Below are 15,642 nucleotides of genomic sequence, written 5' to 3' on the forward strand. Positions count from 1 at the left end.
GCTTCCGTGCCTTCCGCGAACGGAATGCCGGTGTGCGAGGGAATGCGCTGGATCGTTCCGGCTTCGTCCGCAAAAGGCGGAGCTTCATGAACAGCATCGGGCTTTCCGCGCTGGCGATGACGCTGATCGTGGGGGTGCGCTATCTCCTCACCAGCGGCCTGTTCGCCGCGCTCACCGGGCGCAAGCGGCCAGGTCTCTATCGCGGGCTGGCCCCGCAAATCCGCAAGGAAATCGCCTGGAGCCTCGCCTCGTCCGCGATCTACGGCATTCCCGCCGGCATCGTCGCCTGGGGCTGGCAGGCGCACGGCTGGACGCGGATCTACACCGATCCGCGCGCCTGGCCGCTGTGGTGGATGCCGGTCTCGCTGCTGCTCTATCTGTTCCTGCACGATACCTGGTTCTACTGGACCCACCGCTGGATGCACCGCCCGCGCGTGTTCCGCGCGGTCCACGCGATCCACCACGCCAGCNNGGCCTGCTGATCCCCGCGCTGGTCTTCGTGATCCCGATCCACGCGGGCGTGCTGGGCCTGGTGCTGCTCGTCATGACGGTGATGGGCGTCACCAACCACATGGGCTGGGAAATGTTTCCGCGCCGGCTCGTTCATTCCCGGGTCGGCCAATGGCTGATAACCGCAAGCCATCATCAACGGCATCACGAGCAATACCGGTGCAACTACGGACTCTACTTCCGCTTCTGGGACAGGCTGTGCGGCACCGACAAAGGGCTGGGCACGCTGTGAAATCCGCCTTGATCCTGCTGCCGGCCGCGGCACTGCTGGGCGGCGCGGTGGCGCCGGAGCACGCGTCGCTCACCGTGGGCGTCACCGGACTGCGTTCGGCCAGGGGGCTGGTGCAGGTGTGCATCACCACCGATCCGGCGACATTTCCCGATTGCCAGAAGGACCCCCACGCCCGCCATCTTTCCGTGCCGGCGCGCAACCCCGCGATCATGTTCGCCAATGTCGCGCCCGGCCGCTACGCCGTGGCGCTGTTCCATGACGAAAACGCCAACGGCAGGCTGGACAAGGTGCTGATGGTGCCTAAGGAAGGCTTCGGCTTCTCGCGCGATGCGCCGGTGCGGTTCGGCCCGCCGCGCTTCGCGGCGGCAGCCCTGACCCTTGGCGAAGGCGAGGTGCGGACGGAAATCCGCATGCGCTATATGCTGTGACGGAGAGCTGTCGATGCTGAAAGCGATGCACCGCGGCGGCGCGCTGGCGCCGTTCCGCTATCCCGCTTTCCGATCGATCTGGACCGCCAACCTCTTTTCCAACGTCGGCTCCACCATCCAGTCGGTCGCCGCCGCCTGGCTGATGACCGACCTGACCAGCAGCCACGTGATGGTCGCGCTGGTGCAGGCTTCGGCCACGATCCCGATCATGCTGCTGGGCATGATCGCCGGCGCCATCGCCGACAACTTCGACCGCCGCCGCGTGATGCTGGCGGCGCAGACGGCGATGCTCGCGGTGTCCGCCCTGCTCGCCGCGCTGGGCTATGCCGGCATGGTCGGCCCGTGGTCGCTGCTCGCGCTGACGCTGATGGTGGGCATGGGCACCGCGCTCAACGGCCCGGCTTGGCAGGCCTCGGTGCGGCTCCAGGTGGGCAAGGACGATCTGCCGCAGGCGATCGCGCTCAACGCCATCTCGTTCAACCTCGCGCGCAGCGTCGGTCCCGCGATGGGCGGGTTGCTCATTTCGATCTGGAACGTGAACCTGGCCTTCGCGCTCAACGCGATCAGCTATGTCGGCATGATCGTGGTGCTGTGGACGTGGCGACCGCACCGCGCGCACACCCCGCAGCGCCAGCCGATGTTCGCCTCGATCAAGGTCGGCATCGATTTCTGCGCGCGTTCCGCGCCGATCCGCAAGGTGCTGCTGCGCGGCTTCGCCTTCGGCTTCGGCGCGGCCGGCTTTTCCGCGCTGATGCCCACCGTTGCGCGCGATCTGCTGCGCGGCACCGAACTGGACTATGGCCTGATGCTGGGCGCCTTCGGCATGGGATCGATCGTCACCGCGCTGTGGGTGGGCAAGGCGCGGCGGCGCTATGGCGCGGAATCGGTGGTCTCCGCCGCGACGCTGGCCTTCGCCGCCGCGCTCGCCTCGCTCTCGTTCACCGCCTCGGTGCCGCACGCGATGCTCACCGCCTTTCTCGGCGGGTCCGGCTGGGTGGCCGCGATGACCAGCCTCAACGTCGCCATGCAACTCCGGTCGCCCGAAGCGATTCTCGGCCGCTGCCTATCGATCTACCAGGCGGTGACGTTCGGGGGCATGGCGCTGGGCGCCTGGGCCTGGGGCAGCGTGGCCGATCTGGGCGGGCTGCAGGTGGCGCTGCACGCGGCCGCGGCGTGGCTGCTGGCCTCGCTGGTGCTACGCGTGCTGGCGCCGATGCCCACGCGCGAGGAAGGACGGCTCGACATCGTACAGGAACCCGCCAATGCCAAACCCTGAAACGTCCCCCGACGCCCGTCCGCTGCGCTCGCTGCTCTACATGCCGGCCAGCAACCGCCGCGCGATCGACAAGGCGCGCGGCCTCGATACCGACGCGGTCGCGCTGGATCTGGAAGACGCTGTCGCGCCCGAGATGAAGGCCGAGGCGCGCGCCGCGCTGCTGGAGGAACTGGCCGCCGGGGGTTTTGGCCACCGCCGCCTGATCGCGCGGATCAACGCGCTGGACACGCCGTGGGGGCACGACGATCTCGCCGCGCTGGCCGCCGCGCCGGTGGAAGCGGTGCTGGTGCCCAAGGTGGACGACGCGGACGACGTGATCGCGCTTTCGCGCGCGATGGACGCGGCCGGCTATGCGCCCGGCGTGAAGCTGTGGGTGATGATCGAAACGCCGCGCGCGGTGCTGGCGCTCGAACGCATCGCCGCCTGCGCCGCCACCACCCGGCTGGCCGCCTTCGTGCTGGGGCTCAACGATCTCGCCAAGGATAGCGGCATGGCGCAACTGCCCGGCCGTGCGGTGTTCCTGCCGGTGCTGACGCTGGCCGTGCTCGCGGCGCGCGCGCATGGCCTCGCCATTCTCGACGGCGTGTGCAACGCGATCGACGATTCGGCCCGGCTCGAAGCCGAATGCGTGCAGGCGCGCGATGGCGGATTCGATGGCAAGACGCTGATTCACCCCGCGCAACTTGCCGTCGCCAACCGCGTGTTCGCCCCCGCCGAAGACGCTATCGCCGAGGCACAGGCCATTGTCGCCGCCTTCGCCGATCCCGCCAACGCCGGCCGGGGCGCGCTGCGCGTGAACGGAAAAATGGCGGAATTGCTGCACCGGACGCAGGCCGAACGCCTGCTAGAGAAAGCCGCCGCCATCGCCGCGCGGTGAAGGCCGCCCCGCGCCCGGCGGCGGGATCGTGCGTGGATCGCACCGGCGCAACTTAAACAAACCTTTACCATGTTGCGCCAGAACGGTCACAAACGGATGGCAAGGGCGCCTTTCATGGATGGATTGCGAGAGTTGGGTGGCGACGGTTTCGGCATGAACGCGCCTGACTATATTTCTCTGGACGACGACGCGATCGTCGAAGCGCCGCCGCCGGTCGTCGGACAGGACGAACGGCGCCTGCAGGTGCGCGCCTACAATTTCTGGACCGGCCTGCTCGATGGCGGCCCCTTCCCGCCGGTCGCGCCGCTGCTTGCCGGCCACCTGCCCGATTTCGCCGATCGCTCGGTCCTGCTGCATTTCGACGAAGGCTATGAAGATCCCGCGATCGTCCAGCTGGGCGCGTTGCTGGCCAGCGAGTGCGGCGACGGGGCGATGCCGGCACGGCTCAGCGATGTTCCCGGCCGCACCCTGCTTTCGCGCATCACCGACCACTACATGCAGATCATCGCCAACGAGGCTCCGATCGGCTTCGAGGCGGAATTCGTCAACCAGGACAGCCGCAACATCCTCTATCGCGGCATCCTCCTGCCGTTCTCGTCCGACGGCGAAAAGATCGACTACATCTACGGGGTCATCAACTGGAAGGAACTGGCCGACCAGCAGACCACCGACGATCTCCTGCTGCAGATCGGTCAGGCGCTGGCCGCGGTGCCGGCGCAAAGGCCAAGCGGCATGGGCATGCTTGATGCGCTGAATGCGGCGGAACCGGCGGACCGGGCCGGGGTATGGGCCGATGGCCCCCGCGCGCTGGCGTACGGCGCGGACGAGGAGGAACTCGACCTTGCCGCGATCGGTGCGGAAATCCTGCCCTTTCCCGGTTCCATGGACGAGGATGAGGCGGGGAACCTGCCGATGCCCGGTTTCGGCGCCAATGGCGTTCCCGGCGACGATGACATCATGGACCTTGCCGGGCTGGAGGAAGTGCTCTCCGATTTCGACGAGGCCGTGCTCGCGCCCTCCACCCCGATCAACGACGATTTCGGCCTGGCCGACTGGCTGGCTTCGGCACGTGAACTCGCCCATGCCGCGCACACCAGCGAGGATCGCACGCGCGGCGCGCTCTATGCCGCGATCGGCCGCGCCTGGGATTTCGCGCTGGCCACGCGCGATGCGCCGGAAGACTATGCCGACATGATCGCCGACGCCGGCCTTTCCATGCAGGCCCGCGCGCCACTGATCCCGCTGGTCAAGCTGGTGTTCGGCGCGGAATACGACAAGACGCGCCTGACCGAATACGCGACGGTGCTGGGCCATGCCGAACGCATCGGGCTGCAGCGCGGCGAACTGGGCGGCTTCCTGGCCAGCGCGCCGGGCGGCCTCAAGGGCGTGGTTTCCACCGAACGCCGGCTCCGGCGCGAGGAAAGCGGCAAGGCCCGCGTGCCCGATGCCGCCGAAGTGCTGGCACAGGGCCTGCGCGCGCTGCCGGCCCGGCCGTTGGCCGATCTCCCCGCCGAAGGCCCGGAATTCGCGCTGGTGATGGTGCGCCGCCAGGGCGATGGCACCGTGGCGCTGCTGGGCGACGTGACCGGCGACCAACCTCTGTTCGAACGCGCCGCGCGCAGGCTGGTTGGTTAAGCCGCGCTGACCTGCTAGCCCCCCGTTCATGGCGGGTGGAACGCAGGAAAGGACGCGCGTGGCATTTCCCGGATGGGGCTGGCTCGGCTGGAGCCTGGCCATGCTGGCGTTGATCGTCGCGGGCGGCGGCACGGCACTCGCCCTGGCGCTGCGCACCAACGCCGTTGCCGTGCTGGACAATGCCGACTGGCTGCTGCGTGGCGGCGGCGACGTGGTTCTGGCGGCCAGCGAACGCTATGGCGCGGACCCTGCGCAAAAACTCGAAATGTTCGTGCCGCGCGGCGCGCGCGGGCCGCTGCCCGTCATCGTATTCATCCACGGCGGCAGCTGGGCGAGCGGCGATCCACAGAACTACCGCTTCGTCGCCCGCGCGCTCGCACCACAGGGCTACGCCGTGGTCCTCGCCGGCTACCGGCTCTACCCGAAGGTACGCTATCCGGGCATGCTGGAAGACGGCGCGCTGGCCCTGCGCTGGGTGGCAGACCATGCCGCGGCCCACGGCGGCGATTCCTCGCGCGTGGTGGTGATGGGGCATTCGGCCGGCGCTTACAACGCGCTGATGCTTGCGCTGGACCGGCGCTGGCTGGCGGCGCGCGGCCTGTCCGCCGATGCGCTGCGCGGCGCGGTCGGCGTTTCCGGCCCCTACGCCTTCTATCCCTTCGATACGCCCGCCGCGATTCACAGCTTCGGGCAGGCGCCGGACCCGCAGGATACCCAGCCCGTGGCCCACGCCCGTGGCGACGCGCCGCCGCTGCTGGTGGTGACGGGCGATGCCGATACCGTGGTAAAGCCGCGCAATTCGATCGCGCTTGCCCGCGCAATGGCCACCGCCGGCGTCCCGCTCCACGCCATCCTGCTGAAGGGCGCCAGCCACGAGGACACGATCAAGATGCTGGCCCGCCCGTTCGACCGCGACCGGCGCGTGCTCGACACGATCCTGCCGTTTCTGGCACGCGTGACCGCGCCCGCTTCAGGCGCGGTTCAGGCGGCGGCGCAATAGGCTGGAGGGTGACGATGCGCATGGCTACCCTTCGCACGATAGCGTCGCGCGCCACCTCGCTGGCGGGGCGGATCGCTGCCGGTTTCGCCGCGCTTTCGCTCACGGTGCAACCGGCGGCGGCGCAATCGGTGCTGCGCGATGCCGAAACCGAGGCGCTGTTCCGTGACATCTCCGCGCCGCTGATCAAGGCCGCCGGCCTCGAACCGCGCAACGTCGATATCGTTCTGCTTAACGACGGCTCGATCAACGCCTTCGTCGCGGGCGGGCAGGCGGTCTATGTCCACAGCGGGCTGATCGGGGCGGCCGACCACGTCAGCGAAGTGCAGGGCGTGATCGCGCACGAACTGGGCCACATCACCGGCGGCCACATCATCCGCAACGACGAAGGCGCGCGGCCGGCTACGGGAATCACCATCCTCAGCCTGCTGCTGGGCGCGGCCGCCGCCGCCGCCGGCGCGGGCGAGGCGGCGATGGGCGTGTTCATGGCCGGGCAGCAGGCGGCGCTGGGCAAGTACCTCGCCTTCAGCCGCGCGCAGGAATCTTCGGCCGACGCGGCCGGCGCGCAATTCCTCTCGAAAGCCGGCATTTCCGGGCGTGGCTCGATCGATTTCTTCAAGAAGCTGCAGAACCAGGAGTTCCGCTATGGCTTCACCCGCAACGCCGACAGCGAGTTCTATTCCTCGCACCCGATGACGGCGGACCGCCTGACCACGCTGCAGGATACCTACGAACACGATCCGGCGTGGAACAAGCCCGAAGACCCAGCCTTGCAGGCGCGCTTCCTGCGGGTGAAGGCCAAGCTCTATGGCTATCTGGCCGAACCGCAGGCGACGCTGAACGCCTATCCGGAATACCTCAACGACGTGCCGGCTCACTACGCCCGCGCCTATGCCTACCACAAGGAGGCATTCATGGACAAAGCGCTGGCCGAAACCCAGGCGATCCTGAAGCAGCAGCCGAACGATCCCTATGCGCTGGAACTGGAAGGGCAGATCCTGCTCGAATCCGGGCATCCCGCCGATGCGCTGGAGCCGCTGCGCCGCGCCACCGCGCTGACCGGCAACGAACCGCTGATCGCCACGACGTTCGGCCACGCCCTGCTCGCCACCGAGAACAAGGCCAATTTCGACGAGGCGGAGAAGATCCTGCGCACCTCCATCGCGCGCGACCGCGAGAACCCGTTCGCCTGGTACCAGCTTGGCGTGGTCTATGAAGCCAAGGGCGATACCGCCCGCGCCCGGCTGGCCAGCGCGGAACAGCAATTGATGTACCTTGAGCTGCCCGAGGCCATGCGCAACGCCGAAGCCGCCGAAGCGGCGCTGCCCAAAGGCTCCGCCGACTGGCTGCGCGCGCAGGATATCGCCTATTCGGCGCGGGCGATGATTGAGCGGCAGGGCAAGAAGAAGTAGCGCAGGTTCATGGCTTCCCCGTTATCCCGCATCCGCCCGTTCTGGCTTCTCGCCATCGCCCTGCTGGTGGCCGGCACCGGCCTTGGCTGGTGGTACGAGCGCCACCGCACCGCGAGCGAAGCGGAGGCCGGCAGAGACGCCCAGCTTGAAGACACGCTCGCCAACGCCGGAATCAGCGCAAAGCAGCGCGCCGCCATGGAAGAGCTGGTGCGCGCCTATATTCTCGATCATCCCGAGATCCTGCCCGAGGCGATGGACCGGTTGCAGCAGCGCGAGGCGCAGGCCCGGATCGCGCCGATGCGCGGGGCGCTGGAAACGCCGTTCCCCGGCGCGATCATGGGCAATCCCGCCGGCAAGGTGACACTGGTCGAGTTCACCGATTTCGCCTGCACCTATTGCCGGCGCAGCGTGGGCGATGTCGATGCGCTGATCGCCGCCAACCCCGACCTGAAAGTGGTGGTGCGCGAACTGCCGATCATCGCGCCCGCCAGCGAACCGGCCGCGCGCATGGGGCTGGCCGCCGCCGCGCAGGGCAAGTATGCGGCCTTCCACAAGGCGATGTTCGCGGGCGACGCCCCCGGCGATGCCAGCATCGCCGCCGCCGCCGGTGCCGCCGGGGTCGATGTGGCCACGGCCCGCGGCTTCGCGCGCGATGCCGGGGTCGATCAGGAAATCCAGCGCAACCTGGGCCTGGCGCGGCAACTCGGCATCAACGGCACCCCGGCGTGGGTAATCGGCAACGAGCTGCTGTCGGGCGCGGTGGGCAAGGAACGGCTGCAACAGGCGATCGACGCCGCGCGCAAGGGCTGAGACCGCGCCCGTTCCCCTCCGCCGTCAGTCGGGCTTCTTGTACATGCTCGCCAGCGGCTTCGCCATCACCCGGCGCAGCATCGGCTCGAAGAACGACAGCGGCAGCGTATCGTAGTCCGGATCGAACGCGGCCTGATCGTACTTTTCGCAGAATTCGGCGCAGGCATCGAACCACGGATGATCGCGGAACCGTTCGCGCAGGTTCCGGTCCAGCCCCAGGTAGTGGAAGTAATAGTAGCCCTGGAACGCGCCGTGATTCTGGCAGATCCAGTGTTCCTCTTCCGTCACGAACGGCTTGAGGATCGCGGCGGCGACTTCCGGATGGTTGTAGGTGCCCAGCGTATCGCCGATGTCGTGCAGCAGCGCCATGACGACATAGCGTTCCCCGCGCCCGTCGCGGTGGGCGCGCGTGGCGGTCTGCAGGCTGTGCTGGAGGCGATCGATCGGAAACCCGCCGAAATCGCCGTCGAGCAGCCGGAGGTGGGTCAGCACGCGGTCGGCCAGGTGATCGGCAAAGGCGTAGTAATCGCGCCCGATGATGTCCCAGTCCTCCTGGGTGCCTTCGCGCATGGCGCGGAAGCGGGCGCGTTCGGCGGTATCGGTGGTAGCGGTCATAGGCTTCTTCTCCCGCCCCGCAGCTTACGCATCCGGCGGCTTTGCGCAACCGTGCGCTTGGCGCTAGAGTGCCGGCATGGCCGTGCTGCCGTTTCAACCGACGCCGTTCTTCGGCAACAAGAACCGCGCCTTCTGGCGCCTGCAATTCCTTGGCTGGGGCGGCGCCATGCTGCTGCGCGCGATGTCGATCATCGCCAACGCGCAGCCATGGTCCAATCTCGTCATCCTGCTGATCGTGACGATCACGGGCTTTTCGATCTCGCTGATCCTGTCGGTGATCTACCGCGCGCTGATCAACCGGCGCCCGATCATCACCTGGGGCGTCACCGCCGTGGTGCTGGCCATCGCCGTGGGCATCTATGCCTTCATCGATTCGTGGGTGCTGAGCCTCTACCGCCCGAACAGCGAGGCCGGCTTCGCCCAGCGCTTCGTGGGCGTGTTCTACCTCGATCTCACGCTGCTGGGGGCCTGGTCGGCGCTCTATTACGCGATCAACTTCTTCCTGCAGGTGGAGGAACAGAACGATCAGCTGCTGCGGCTGGAAAACCAGGCGACATCGGCGCAGCTCGCCATGCTGCGCTATCAGCTCAACCCGCATTTCCTGTTCAACACGCTGAATTCGATCTCCACGCTGGTCCTGCTCAAGCAGACCGAGCCGGCCAACGCGATGCTGAGCCGGCTGTCCTCGTTCCTGCGCTATACCCTGGTCAACGAGCCGACCGGCCGCGTCACCGTGGCGCAGGAGGCGGAGACGCTGAAGCTCTACCTCGATATCGAACGGATGCGGTTCGAGGAACGGCTGCGCACCGAGTTCCGTATCGAGGACGAGGCGCGCAATGCGCTGCTGCCTTCGCTGCTGCTGCAACCGCTGGTGGAAAACGCGATCAAGTATGCCGTCTCCCCGCTGGAGGAAGGCGCGCAGATCACCATCGCGGCGCAACTCGTCGGCCCCACGCTTCGCGTCACCGTGTCGGACACCGGGCCGGGCTTGCAACCGGGCACCGACCCCACGAAATTGTTCGGCGTGACAAGCGACAGCGGCGACACGACATCGGTATGGAACGGCGGCCACGTTTCCACGGGGGTTGGCCTTGCCAACATCCGTGACCGGCTTGCCCAGGCCTATGGCGAAAACCAGCGGTTCGATATCGCCAACGGCCCCGAAGGCGGCCTGACGGTGGTGATCGAGCTGCCCTACGAGGCGAAGGAAACGCCTGCGCGGCCGGCACGCCCGATCGCCGGCTCAGGCACGGGTTTGGCCGCCAGCCTGGCTTCCGCCGGGTGAACATCCCCTCCCTGCCGTACCGCCCCTGTCGCGGCTCCCCCAAGACAAGCAAGGGTTACGCATGACCATCCGCACGATCCTCGTCGATGACGAAAAGCTGGCGATCCAGGGGCTGCAACTGCGCCTGGAGGCCTTTCCCGACGTGGAAGTGATCGACACCTGCTCCAACGGGCGCGAGGCGATCCGCAAGATCAAGACCGAGAAGCCGGACCTGGTGTTCTGCGACATCCAGATGCCCGGCTTCGACGGGTTCAGCGTCGTCCAGGGGGTGATGGAGATCGACCCGCCGCTGTTCGTGTTCGTGACCGCCTATTCCGAACACGCGATCCGGGCGTTCGAGGCCAATGCGGTCGATTACCTGCTGAAGCCGGTGGAGGAAGACCGCCTCGCCGACGCCCTGGACCGCGCGCGCACCCGCCTGGCCGAAAAGCGCGGGCTGGAAGAGGCCGAGAAGCTCAAGAACGTGCTTGCCGAAGTCGCGCCCGACGCGATGCCGGACATGCCCGAGGAAACCGAGCCGACGGCGGGCCGGTTCGAGAAGCTGATCAACATCAAGGATCGCGGCCAGATCTTCCGCGTCGATGTCGATACGATCGAACGGATCGAGGCGGCGGGCGACTACATGTGCATCTACACCGGCGACAATTCGCTGATCCTGCGCGAAACGATGAAGGATCTCGAACGCCGGCTGGACCCGCGCGTGTTCCAGCGCGTCCACCGCTCCAAGATCGTCAATCTCGATCAGGTCCGGCAGGTCCGCCCGCACACCAACGGCGAATGCTTCCTGGTGCTCGAAAGCGGCGCGGAAGTGAAGGTCAGCCGGTCCTACCGCAACGTGGTGGCGCGCTTCGTGCATTGACCCATACCCGCGCTCGACACGGTCGCACGCAGTGGTAAGGGACAGGGCATGACAGACTTCGCCCTCCCCGGTTTCGACCTTTCCGCCTTCGTTTCCGCCACGCTGGACGAGGATTTCGGCGTCGGCCTGCCCGGTGGCGGGCATGACGTAACCAGCGAAAGCGTGATCCCGGCCACGGCGCGCTTTGCCGGCGTGATGGAAAGCCGTGATGCCATCACCGTCTGCGGCCTGCCGATCGCCGCCGCGTTCTTCCGCGCGCTCGATCCGGCGATGGCGGTGGAGATCCTCATCGAGGAAGGCGCGCGCGTCGCGCCCGGCAGCGCGCTGATGCGGCTGGAAGGCAACGCCCGGGCGATGCTGACGGCGGAGCGCAGCGCGCTCAACACCGTGCAGCACTTGTCCGGCGTCGCCACGCTGACGCGGACGTATGTGGACGCGATGGGCGATACCCGCGCGGTGCTGCTCGATACGCGCAAGACCATCCCCGGCCTGCGGCACCTCGAAAAATACGCGGTGCGCTGCGGCGGGGGGAGCAACCACCGCATGGGCCTGTGGGACGCGGCGATGATCAAGGACAACCACGTCCTCGTCGCCGGCGGCGTGGGCGAAGCGGTGCGCCGCGCGCTGGCCGCCGGGGTGAAGGACGTGATCTGCGAAGTCGACCGCATCGACCAGATCGCCCCCGCGCTCGATGCCGGCGCCACCCGCCTGCTGTTCGACAACATGGGGCCGGACCTGCTGCGCGAAGCCGTGGCGCTGGTGAACGGGCGCGTGCCCACCGAAGCCTCGGGCGGCGTCCGGCTCGATACCATCGCCGCCATCGCCGCATCGGGCGTGGACTACGTGTCGGTCGGCCGCCTGACGCAGAGCGCGCCGGCAGCCGACATCGGCCTCGATTTCACGCAGCTGGACTGACCCGATGATTGCGCCGCGCCGTCCCGCCCTGCTGGTTTCGCTGCTGGTGGCCTGCGCCGCCACGCCCGCATTGGCGCAGGCTGGCCAGTGCAGCGTGCCGGCGCAAGTCGACGTGCCCACGATTCCCGCGCCCGATGCGCCGGCCCATGCCGTGCCCGTCACCGGTTATTCGCTGGCGCTGACCTGGTCGCCCGAATTCTGCCGCACCCGCCAGTCCGATTCGCGCCACGCGATGCAGTGCGGGCGTGGGAACGGGTCGGCCGGGGGATCACTCGGGCGATTCGGCTTCGTGGTGCATGGCCTGTGGCCCGAAAGCGATGGCGCCACGCCGCCGCAATGGTGCAGCGCGCGCCCAGCGCCGCTTACCGCACAGACCGTCCGCCGCAACCTGTGCATGACGCCCTCGCCCGCTCTGCTGGCGCACGAATGGGCCAAGCACGGCACCTGCGCCTGGCCAGACCCCGACGCCTATTACGCCAGCGCCCAGCGGCTCTACGGCGCGGTGCGCATCCCCGACATGGCCGCGCTTTCGCGCCGGGGCGACCTCAACGCGGGAGATCTGCGCCGCGCGCTGGCCGCCCGCTCTCCGGGCCTGTTTGCGCAGGCGATCCGGGTGGAGGCGAATCGGGCAGGGTGGCTTCAGGAAGTGCGCATCTGCTATTCGCGCGTGCTGCGCCCCGTCCGCTGCCGCGATGCCGGCCTGCCCGACCGCGCTCCCCTGAAAATCTGGCGCGGCGGCAGCTAGCGCCGTTCGCGGAAGAACGCCCGCAGCAGGTCGGCCGCTTCGCTTTCCCCCATGCCCGAATAGACCTCCGGCCGGTGCAGGCAGCCGGGCTGGTCGAACACGCGCGCGCCATGTTCCACCGCGCCCCCCTTGGGATCGGGCGCGGCGTAATAGACCCGGTCGATTCGCGCGTGGACGATGGCGCCCGCGCACATCGCACAGGGCTCCAGCGTGACCCACAGGTCACAGCCATCGAGCCGTTCGCGATCCAGCACGCGCGCCGCTTCGCGAATCGCCAGCACTTCGGCATGGGCGGTGGGATCGCGCAGCGTCCGCGGGGCGTTGTGCGCGGCGGCGATCACCGCGCCATCGCGCACGACCACCGCGCCGATCGGCACCTCGCCCGCATCACGCGCGCGCAGGGCGGCGTCCAGCGCCTCGCGCATCGGTGGGGGGAGCGGCCAGCGGGTCATCCGGGCGGCGCTAACCCGCCCCGGCACGCCGCGCAAATCGAATCGCCGTGCGAATCCTTGACTTCGCGCCGCAAATGGATAATTGCCGCGCCTTCCCGATAGACATATCGACTTTTGAAGCGAGTTTTATCCATGTCGCGTATCTGCGAACTGACCGGCAAGGGCCGCCAGATCGGCCACAATGTCAGCCACGCCAACAACAAGACCAAGCGCGTGTTCCTGCCCAACCTGCAGAACGTGACGCTGATGAGCGAGAAGCTGGACCGCAGCTTCAAGTTCCGCGTCTCGACGCACGGTCTGCGTTCGGTGGAGCACAACGGCGGCCTCGACAACTGGCTGCTGAAGCAGGCCGACGCCAAGCTGAGCCCGCGCGCCCTCAAGGTGAAGCGCGAGCTGGTCAAGGCTGTCGCCGCCTGATCACGGCGGCCCGCAAGGGCAATCCGCCGATGCTTCCGTCTCGGGCCGGGCTTTTGCCCGGCTCTTGTCGTGTCCGGCTGCCGTACCCGGCTTACCTCACAAATCCGATAGGCGCTGGCCGGGCCGCAGGCGCAGCTTGAGCAGCAGCGTCCGCTGCGCCCAGACCATCAGGTTGCTGTCGGCGATCAGCCAGACCGCCACCGCGCCATCGGCATCCCGCGTCACGGTCATTCCTTCGTAGTTCTCGCGCAGGCGCGGATCGGTGATTCGCGCCAGTTCGCGCGTCGGCAGCACGCCGCCGGGACGAATCGCGGCGGGATCGGCGATCGAGATCGTCGTGCGGAAGCCCGCCAGCGTCAGCTTGCGCCCCAGCACCAGCAGGCGGCCATCGGGCAACAGTGCCAGTTCGGTGGGCCGGAAGCCCTCGGGCATCTCCACCTCGAACAGAGCAGGCATTTCATCCGGCCGGGGCATGCCCGGATAGAGCAGCGCCGGATGCAGCCGCCGGCTGAACCAGCGCGCATAAAGCTCCCCGATCACCACCACGCGCCCGTCGGCAAGCCGCGCCATCGCTTCCGGCCCCTGATTCCCGTTCCACCGGTCCAGCACCGGCGCGGGAATCGTCTCGCGCCACGAAAGCGTGCGGCTGAAGTGATAGTAGTAGGGCGACCCTTCGTAGCCGACGAACAGGTCCTGCCGCACCGGATCGATGTACAGCGATTCGGCATCGACATCGATATAGCCGCGCCGCGAGCTGCCCTCGATCGGCCGGTACATTTCCGCCCGCCACGGGCCGGGCCGGTCGGGCGGCGTAAAATAGAGCGCGTCGTTGCGGTCACCAAAGGCGATCAGCGTGCCATCCGCGAACTGGCCCAGCGCGGAATAATTGCCGAACAGCGCGTTGTCGCTGGCGAGCTGCCAGGCACCGGCCAGCGCGAACGGCCCCAGCTCCCGCGCGATCCGCCCGCGGTCCTGCGCCCGCAGCGATGGCATGAGATCGGTGATCGCGATCCTTGGATCGTTGTTCGGAACCGGCGCCGGGCCGCGAAGCCATGTCAGCGGCAACAGCGTGCAGGCCAGCAGGAGAGAGACAATCAGGGAGGGCTTGAGGAAGCGCATCGCAGCGGCGATTGCCACACCGGCCGGCGCCGCGAAAGGGACGGCGGGCCACGCCGCCGAACCATGCACAGCTTATCATGGTTAACGCGGCGATCCCGTGTTCCGGCCCTGTTTTTCGGGGCGATTGCGACCATTTGCGAACGCAGAGCGAGAAAAGCCCACCCCACTGCGGCTAACACCGCCTGCGGCGGCGCAAGCCTCGCTCCCCTCCCGCACGCGGGAGGGCTGAGGGTGGGCAGCGTGCTTCAGGCAGGCCGGAATTGCAGCGCGTCGCCGTTCATGCAGTAGCGCAGGCCGGTCGGCGGCGGTCCATCCTCGAACACGTGGCCGAGATGCCCGCCACAGCGCAGGCAGTGCACTTCCGTCCGCACCGTGCCGAACGACCGGTCGACCGAGGTTCCGACGGCGCGCGGCAGGGGGCGCCAGAAGCTGGGCCAGCCCGTGCCGCTATCGAACTTGGTGGTGGAAGCGAACAGCGGGTTGCCATCGGCGGCGCAGACGAACGTGCCGCGGCGGTGTTCCCCCAGCAGCGGCGAGGTAAACGGACGCTCCGTCCCTTCCTGCCGCAGGATGTAGAACTGTGCGGGCGTCAGCAGCCGGCGCCATTCGGCTTCGGTATGCTGGACCGGGAAGGTGCCCTTGGAGCGCGCCGGGGCGGCGCTGCAGGCCGAGGTGACGGACATCGCCGCCGTCGCGCCCAGGAAGGTCAGGAACTGGCGGCGGGCGACTCGGGCAGGATCACGCGGCATGGTTGGGTTCCGCAGCTTTGGGAAAGCTCGTTCCGCCGGGGGCACCAGAGGGGGGGCAGGGTAGGCGCGCGCCCCGGCGGAACGCACGCCTTCTAACCCGCGCCAGATGAACCGCGCGTGAGCGCGATCACACTTTCACCAGCGTTCGACTTCCACTTCCATGCGGCGGAAGCCATGGACGAAGTTCGCGCGCACGCGTTCGACCGCGCCGGCAACATGAACGCGCAGGCGGCGCTTGTGCATTTCCTCCAGCAGGATGCGCAGTTGCAGTTCGGCCAGGCGCGCGCCCACGCAGCGGTGGATGCCATA

Annotated in this window: 16 protein-coding genes and 2 pseudogenes; 13 read left to right on the plus strand and 5 right to left on the minus strand. The window is 68.3% G+C overall.

From position 1 onward, the window contains the following. The first annotated feature begins 86 nt into the window (after positions 1 to 86). The 8 genes and pseudogenes from B3547_RS10980 to B3547_RS11015 all read left to right on the plus strand — a co-directional run bounded on the left by B3547_RS10980 (position 87) and on the right by B3547_RS11015 (position 8,177). Positions 87 to 742 (plus strand): annotated as a pseudogene (locus B3547_RS10980) (sterol desaturase family protein). Next, complete coding sequence (locus B3547_RS10985; protein ID WP_292963037.1) at positions 739 to 1,170, plus strand: DUF2141 domain-containing protein; 432 nt, start codon at positions 739 to 741, stop codon at positions 1,168 to 1,170. Before B3547_RS10980 ends, B3547_RS10985 begins: the two are co-directional and overlap by 4 nt. 13 nt (positions 1,171 to 1,183) lie before the next feature. Continuing rightward, entirely contained in the window at positions 1,184 to 2,446 is a 1,263-nt protein-coding gene (locus B3547_RS10990) for an MFS transporter (RefSeq protein WP_292963039.1), read from the plus strand. Further along, positions 2,433 to 3,323, plus strand: a complete 891-nt coding sequence (locus B3547_RS10995; RefSeq protein WP_292963042.1) for an HpcH/HpaI aldolase/citrate lyase family protein — start codon at positions 2,433 to 2,435, stop codon at positions 3,321 to 3,323. The genes B3547_RS10990 and B3547_RS10995 overlap by 14 nt, the downstream gene beginning before the upstream one ends. Positions 3,324 to 3,476: 153 nt before the next feature. After that, positions 3,477 to 4,958, plus strand: a complete 1,482-nt coding sequence (locus tag B3547_RS11000; protein ID WP_255530342.1) for a hypothetical protein — start codon at positions 3,477 to 3,479, stop codon at positions 4,956 to 4,958. A gap of 58 nt (positions 4,959 to 5,016) precedes the next feature. Further along, entirely contained in the window at positions 5,017 to 5,958 is a 942-nt protein-coding gene (locus B3547_RS11005; RefSeq protein WP_292963046.1) for an alpha/beta hydrolase, read from the plus strand. A gap of 20 nt (positions 5,959 to 5,978) precedes the next feature. Beyond that, positions 5,979 to 7,367 (plus strand): M48 family metalloprotease, encoded by a 1,389-nt coding sequence (locus B3547_RS11010; protein WP_124810142.1) that lies wholly within the window; start codon positions 5,979 to 5,981, stop codon positions 7,365 to 7,367. A gap of 9 nt (positions 7,368 to 7,376) precedes the next feature. Beyond that, positions 7,377 to 8,177 carry a DsbA family protein gene (locus tag B3547_RS11015; RefSeq protein WP_292963050.1) on the plus strand — a complete coding sequence of 267 codons (801 nt, stop codon included), beginning with the start codon at positions 7,377 to 7,379 and terminating at the stop codon, positions 8,175 to 8,177. 24 nt (positions 8,178 to 8,201) lie between these two features. Here B3547_RS11015 and B3547_RS11020 read toward each other — a convergent pair whose 3' ends face one another. Next, positions 8,202 to 8,792 (minus strand): HD domain-containing protein, encoded by a 591-nt coding sequence (locus tag B3547_RS11020; RefSeq protein WP_124810140.1) that lies wholly within the window; start codon positions 8,790 to 8,792, stop codon positions 8,202 to 8,204. A 76-nt stretch (positions 8,793 to 8,868) separates the two neighbouring features. Between B3547_RS11020 and B3547_RS11025 the strand changes: the two genes are divergently transcribed. The 4 genes from B3547_RS11025 to B3547_RS11040 all read left to right on the plus strand — a co-directional run bounded on the left by B3547_RS11025 (position 8,869) and on the right by B3547_RS11040 (position 12,596). Further along, a complete protein-coding gene (locus B3547_RS11025; protein WP_124810139.1) occupies positions 8,869 to 10,077 on the plus strand; it encodes a sensor histidine kinase in 1,209 nt (402 codons plus the stop codon). A gap of 61 nt (positions 10,078 to 10,138) precedes the next feature. After that, the gene (locus tag B3547_RS11030) at positions 10,139 to 10,936 is read left to right on the plus strand and encodes a LytR/AlgR family response regulator transcription factor (protein WP_124810138.1); all 798 of its coding nucleotides are present in this window, start codon (positions 10,139 to 10,141) and stop codon (positions 10,934 to 10,936) included. A 48-nt stretch (positions 10,937 to 10,984) separates the two neighbouring features. Then, the gene (gene nadC, locus B3547_RS11035) at positions 10,985 to 11,851 is read left to right on the plus strand and encodes a carboxylating nicotinate-nucleotide diphosphorylase (RefSeq protein WP_292963055.1); all 867 of its coding nucleotides are present in this window, start codon (positions 10,985 to 10,987) and stop codon (positions 11,849 to 11,851) included. Positions 11,852 to 11,855: 4 nt separating this feature from the next. Beyond that, positions 11,856 to 12,596, plus strand: coding sequence for a ribonuclease T2 family protein (locus B3547_RS11040; protein ID WP_292963057.1), 741 nt, complete (start codon positions 11,856 to 11,858; stop codon positions 12,594 to 12,596). On the opposite strand, the gene B3547_RS11045 is transcribed toward B3547_RS11040, so the two are convergent. Continuing rightward, positions 12,593 to 13,048: a nucleoside deaminase gene (locus B3547_RS11045; protein ID WP_125954355.1), complete on the minus strand. Its 456-nt coding sequence runs from the start codon at positions 13,046 to 13,048 to the stop codon at positions 12,593 to 12,595. The two genes, B3547_RS11040 and B3547_RS11045, sit on opposite strands and share 4 nt — an antisense overlap. 132 nt (positions 13,049 to 13,180) lie before the next feature. On the opposite strand from B3547_RS11045, the gene rpmB reads away from it, so the two are divergent. Further along, positions 13,181 to 13,465: a 50S ribosomal protein L28 gene (gene rpmB / locus B3547_RS11050; RefSeq protein ID WP_124810134.1), complete on the plus strand. Its 285-nt coding sequence runs from the start codon at positions 13,181 to 13,183 to the stop codon at positions 13,463 to 13,465. A 96-nt stretch (positions 13,466 to 13,561) separates the two neighbouring features. Here the strand turns inward: rpmB and B3547_RS11055 are convergent, their stop codons facing one another. From B3547_RS11055 to B3547_RS11065, 3 genes and pseudogenes are all read right to left on the minus strand, one after another. Continuing rightward, on the minus strand, positions 13,562 to 14,602 hold the full coding sequence (locus tag B3547_RS11055) for an esterase-like activity of phytase family protein (RefSeq protein WP_292963062.1): 1,041 nt from the start codon (positions 14,600 to 14,602) through the stop codon (positions 13,562 to 13,564). 227 nt (positions 14,603 to 14,829) lie between these two features. Beyond that, a complete protein-coding gene (gene msrB / locus B3547_RS11060) occupies positions 14,830 to 15,333 on the minus strand; it encodes a peptide-methionine (R)-S-oxide reductase MsrB (RefSeq protein ID WP_292963064.1) in 504 nt (167 codons plus the stop codon). Positions 15,334 to 15,468: 135 nt separating this feature from the next. Then, positions 15,469 to 15,642: pseudogene (locus B3547_RS11065) on the minus strand (cytochrome P450); the annotation flags it as partial.

The sequence above is a fragment of the Novosphingobium sp. UBA1939 genome (genome assembly GCF_002336885.1).
GTDB lineage: Bacteria > Pseudomonadota > Alphaproteobacteria > Sphingomonadales > Sphingomonadaceae > Novosphingobium.